The organism is Streptomyces sp. NPDC101152, assembly GCF_044768275.1.
Lineage (GTDB): Bacteria > Actinomycetota > Actinomycetes > Streptomycetales > Streptomycetaceae > Streptomyces.
Window position 1 is genome coordinate 1 of the sequence record NZ_JBIWPO010000076.1, and the last position, 5475, is coordinate 5475.

Annotated in this window: 3 protein-coding genes and 1 pseudogene; 1 reads left to right on the plus strand and 3 read right to left on the minus strand. The window is 68.3% G+C overall.

Annotation, left to right across the window (positions count from 1 at the left end; genetic code table 11):
- From ACIRVK_RS42340 to ACIRVK_RS42350, 3 genes and pseudogenes are all read right to left on the minus strand, one after another.
- Positions 1 to 192: arabinofuranosidase catalytic domain-containing protein (locus ACIRVK_RS42340; RefSeq protein WP_404256979.1), on the minus strand; the 192-nt coding region annotated here is incomplete at its 3' end.
- 149 nt (positions 193 to 341) lie between these two features.
- Positions 342 to 1895: an alpha-L-arabinofuranosidase B gene (locus ACIRVK_RS42345; protein ID WP_404256981.1), complete on the minus strand. Its 1554-nt coding sequence runs from the start codon at positions 1893 to 1895 to the stop codon at positions 342 to 344.
- Between the two features lie 765 nt (positions 1896 to 2660).
- Positions 2661 to 2951, minus strand: a pseudogene (locus ACIRVK_RS42350) (SDR family NAD(P)-dependent oxidoreductase); the annotation flags it as partial.
- 790 nt (positions 2952 to 3741) lie between these two features.
- Between ACIRVK_RS42350 and ACIRVK_RS42355 the strand changes: the two are divergent.
- Positions 3742 to 5358, plus strand: coding sequence for a hypothetical protein (locus ACIRVK_RS42355; RefSeq protein WP_404256983.1), 1617 nt, complete (start codon positions 3742 to 3744; stop codon positions 5356 to 5358).
- Positions 5359 to 5475 lie beyond the last annotated feature (117 nt).

The following is a 5475-nucleotide window of genomic DNA, read 5'->3' on the forward strand; positions in this document are numbered from 1 at the left end:
GTACAGGGCGCGGGTGGTGCTGTGTGCGGCGACGCAGGGAGTGCCGCCTGCTGCGTAGATGTCACAGGGCCCCTGGGTGGCGGCCTGCGAGGTGGTGGCCGTCGCGGTGAGCAGGCCCGCGGCGAGCGCGGCGGTGGCACCGGCCGCCAGTAGGGCGCGTCTGGCGCTGCGGATCCATGGTGGCTTGATCATGAAAAAAGGTTCCTTCACAGGGTGGGGTGCAATGGCGTTGAGGAACCCCGATGCCCGGCCGTGATGCGGGCGGTGCGGGTTGCGTTGACGCCTCCGGGTCCGGTGCGGCTTCGGCCCTCTGCGGTACCGGACCCGGGGCTGGTTGCCTGTCAGCTCCAGGGGGAGGCGGCGAGCCAGCTGGTGTCCTGGGCCCACGACGAGGTGTTGTCCCAGGCGTTGCTACCGCCGTCGCTTGCGACGTAGCCGGTGAAGCTGTAGTGACGGATGTACTTGGCCGGGTAGTTGAAGGACTGCAGTGAGTAACCCGTGCCGCTGTTACCCGGCTTGGAGCAGAAGGTGGCGTCGGCGGCGAACTGGCTGGTGCCGTCATTGGGCTGGAGGTGGAGCTGGAAGGCGTAGTGCCTGAGGTAGCTGCCGGGGGTGTTGGCCGATTCGAAGGAGACGCAGTTGCCGTTGGCCAGGCCGGCGCGGACTGTCCAGGTGGCGTCGCCCTTGACGGTGGTCGAGCTGCTGGAGGTCACCGGCGCGATCACGACCTTGTCGTCGCTGGTGTCGTGCTGGAGGTAGTCGCCGGTGCAGCAGGATGTGGTGGCCTGCAGCGACACCTTCGCGCCCGGGGTGAAGGGGGTGGTGGTGCTGTAGCCGGCCGCTGTGATGTTGGCCTGGACCGCCGCGTCGGTGGCGTCCGAGGGGTAGCCCTTGACCATGGCGCCCTCGTAGAAGGTGCCGGCGCTCGCGTTGTGGTTGGTCTGGCAGCAGTCGCCGCCGCTGCCGAGGATGATCGCGCCCTGCTTGTGCATCGGGCTCCATCCGCTGGGCAGCGCGCCGCTGTAGAGCTGCGTCAGGCTCCCGGACTGGGCGTTGGCACCCTTGAGCGCCATCTGGGTGGTGCCGTTGTTCTTGAACATCGCGGTGACGAACCGGCTGGTCTCGGAGACCTGGCCGGGGTTCCATGCCTTGCTGCCACCGCTGAACAGGCCGTTTTCGATGTCCGCCTGCACCCACGGCCCGGTTCCGCTGCAGCCGCCGAACCAGCATTCGTTGCTGAAGTTGATCGCGTCCATGGCGCCGTTGCCGTCGGCGTGGTGGTCGGTCTCGGTGTTGCCGTAGTCGAAGCAGCAGCCGGCGTTGAAGTGCGTGCCGCTGGTGATCATGTACTCGCCCTCGGGTGAGCTGCCGGTCGGCACGCCCCCGGCGGAGTTGTAGGCGAAGTAGCTGTTGCCGGGGTTGATGTACAGCGCGTAGGCCTTCTGACCGCCCACGCTCACTGCTTCGGTGGTCGCGGTGGCCGCCGTGTCGGCGCCACCGGTACCGCCGGGTCCTTGGTAGACGAGCGTGTTGCCGCCGCCGGTCTCATCGTAGAGGCGGGTGATGGTGCAGGTGGTGCCCGCGCAGAAGGAGTCCTGGGCCGCGGCGTCGGCGACACCTCCGGCGGACAGTACACCGATGTCCCGCAAGGTGTTGTCGGATGCCCGTTGCACCTGGTAGAGCGGGCCGTTGTAGGAGGCGAACAGCGCGCGGGTGGTGCTGTGCGCGGCGACGCACGGCGTGCCACCCGCCGCGTAGATGTCGCAGGGTCCCTGGGTGGCGGCGTTCGAGGCGCCACTGAAGGCGACTAGGCCGGCGAAGGCGAGCGCCACCGCGGCCAAGGAGCTGACAAGCCTCTGGCGTAGTCGGCGAAACATGTGCAGCGCGGGCACCATGAACTCCCTTGTTCATCGATGGGACAGCAAGCGGCGCCCAAGCGGTTTGCGGTGTGCTGGTGGGGCGCGTAGGGCGGTTGACGTGGGGTCGGGGGAGGGCGGACGTGTCGGCGCGAGCGGCTCCGCCGACAATTGTTAGCGCTAACAATTTTGCGGACCGAAGGCCGACGCTCGGTCCTTCGGATTAAGCCATGACTATCGGCAAACTCCGGATCGACGTCAAGATGTCGGCGCGGATCGTTTCACTCTGGATGGTCACATCGGTCTTCGGGTGGAAGCCACAGGCGCATGTCCGTCCGTGCCAGTCCTACCCTCGTCTTACCTGCATGCTCTGCGCGAAGCCTTGACACTCACTCCTCGCGGCTTCTAGCTTCCGATCCGCTGAGGCGATGCGATCCATTGCCCGACCCCGCCCCCCGGCTGCCCGCTCTCTCCTATTCCTGCCCCCGAAGGCCGGCCGCCACAGGCCCACTTCTTCAAGGACGTCAACTGATCCTCACCCAAAATGTGTGCGCACACATCGTTCTCGGTACCCCGTCGGGGCGCCCTCCTGGGCGGTGCTTGACGGCGTGGCCACCGAGGCCGTCCCGGTCCTGTGGCTCTCCGCACGGCCACCGACCGGACCGCGGTGGTCACTTTCCCGGCCGTGTTGCCAGGACCGCCGGGGCCCGCGGTACGGCGGCTGCTGGAGGCCGGCACGCGGAAACGGACTGAGAGGCAGGCGGGCGTCCCGTGTGCCCTGGGTTTCCCGGTCCGTTGCCACACTCACGTCCCGCTGCCGGTCTCGGGACCGAACGGCCGGGCAGCTCGGGAATCGTCGGGTGATGCCACCGAGAACTCCGCCGACTGCAGCCGGCTCGTCTTGGTGTCCACCGGGCCGGTCGGCACGGCGTGCACACGCACGCCCCGTTCGGTCGGCAAGGCACGCGGCGACTGCGTCAGGGACGACGCCGCCGCCTTGGACACCGAGGAGGACGCGATGGGCGGGAACGGGGCGAAGCTGTCGGTCGACAGATTGTCGACGATCGCTCCCTTCGAGGCCAGCAGCAGCGGGAGGAATGCCCCGGTACCTCATAGGTGCCGAAGATTGGCGGCGAGGTGCCGTTCCCCTCGCTCCAGGAGTCGAGGCCTCGGCGCGCGGCACTGCTCGCGGAGCAGAGAGCTGTCCGACCCGCAGCGACTCGCCGCGAACCTGTCCGGCTCCGATATCGGTTCGGCACCCCATGCCTTCGGCGTCAACGAATGGGAACGCCACGGCACAGTAAAGTGATTGAGTGTCGATTACTGCTTCTTGACGGAGTGTTTTCTCCAGCTTTCTCGGATTCCACGGCATGGTGTGCCTGGGGGGCTTGCTGACGCCCTATGGACTGGCGCCGACGCGCTCTCCGTTCGGTTGCCCAACTGGTGGGCGGGTTCCCTTACTTGGTCGTCGACCAGTGGAAACAGGGTGCGGGTGGGATAGGGGCGGTCGGTGTGCGGGGGTGGCGGCCTCTTCTTGTGAGAAAGCTGTCTGCTTCCATTGACCTGAGCCTGTCAAATCTGGTTTGCTCTCCCGCGTCTGACAACGCATCACCATTCGGCACCAGATGCAGCAGTACGAATCCTTCTCACTGCTATTCCCTTCGTTCGGACCAGGACTCGGCCCACCGCGGATTCCCTTGCCGTGCGTGAGTTGCCCCGTCCCGTTCCGCACGGAACCGGCGTCAGCGTCGACAGCCGGAGTCGGCCACCGGGAGGACCGCCGCCCCCCACGGCCGGGGGCGTGATGCGCCATGTCGACATCCCTGCACACCACCTCCGCCGAACCGACGGCGGAGGTCCGCGCGAAGAAAGGTCCCCATCACCCATGGGTACTCCCCACATACGCGGCGCAGCCCGAGCGACCCTCGCCGGTCTCGCCTCGTTGTCCCTGGCCACAGGCGTGGCCCTCGCCTTCACACCTCCGGCGACAGCAGCCCCCCAGGCCACGACGCAGGCGGCGAGACCGAACCCGTACAGCCCCGCCTACCAGCACCCGTACCGGCACGGCGTCATTCCGACCATCCAGCGGAACGCCAAGATGAAGTCCTGGGCGGCGAACCAGCCGGCCGCCACCGCGGCTACCGGACCACAGACGCTGTCCTACGGCGGCGGCATCGACGGCATCGGCGTCCAGAGCGGTCACTCCAAGGTCTACCTGGTCTTCTACGGTTCCCAGTGGGGCACCCAGAGCACCAACAGCAGCGGCGACGCCACGTTCTCCGGCGACCCGGACGGTGCCGCCCCGGTGACCCAGGAGATGTTCAAGGGCATCGGCACCGGGAACGAGCGGTGGTCCGCAGACCTCACCCAGTGGTGTGACGGGCCCAACGTGTCGTCGGGCGCCACCAGTTGTCCGTCCAACGCGAACTTCATCCCGTACCAGAGCGGCGGCGTGCTGTCCGGCGTGTGGTACGACAACTCGGCGGCCTCACCGAGCGCCGCGACCGGCCACCAGCTCGGCGCCGAGGCCGTCAAGGCGGCCGGACACTTCGGCAACACCACCGCCGCGTCCAACCGCGACGCGTACTACGTCGTGCTCTCGCCCCACAACACCAACCCCGACAACTACCAGGGCCAGTACTGCGCCTGGCACGACTACAACGGCGACAGCACCCTGACCGGCGGCCCGGTGTCCTCCTCCTACGGTGACATCGCGTTCAGCAACCAGCCCTACAACATGGACTCCGGCTCCGGTTGCGGCGTCGGATTCGTCAACTCGCCGGGAACGCTCGACGGTTGGACCATGACGCTCGGCCACGAGTGGCACGAGATGATGTCCGACCAGAACCCGGCCGGCGGCTGGACGAACCACACCGGCAGCTCGTACGACGGCCAGGAGAACTCCGACGAGTGCGCCTGGATCTCGCCCGGCAGCGCGGGCGGGGCGGCCAACGTCACGATGGGCACCGGCACCTTCGCCGAGCAGGCGAGCTGGTCCAACGACACCAACAACTGCGCCATCACCCACGCGATCGTCGGCGGCGGCACCGGTGGAGGCACCGGCGGCGGCACCCTCACCAACGGCACCTTCGAGACCGGCAGCCTGTCGAGCTGGACCACCAGCGGCAGCACCTCCGCCACCACCTCGGCGGCGCACAGCGGCAGTTACGGTGCGATGGTCGGAGCGACCGGCCCGACCAACACCTCCTCGCTCACCCAGTCCTTCACGGCCCCGTCCGGCAGCAGCAAGGTCTCCTTCTGGTACAACGTGACCTGCCCGGACACCGTGACCTACGACTGGGCGACGGCCACCCTCCAGGACACCACCGCGGGCACCACCACCACGGTCCTCGCCAAGACATGCACCCAGGGTGCAGGCTGGAAGCAGGTCTCCGGCAGCGTGACCGCGGGCCACAACTACACCCTCACCCTCACCAACAAGGACGACAACTACGCGGGTGACCCGACCTACACCTACTACGACGACGTGACGGTCTCCTGACCCTCGAACGTCGCGGTGGGGGGGGGGCCGCCGGCCCCCCCCCCCCCCCCCCCCCCCCCCCCCCCCGACGGGCACCCCCGGGGGCCCGGGGGGCTCACGGCCCGGGGCATGCGCCCC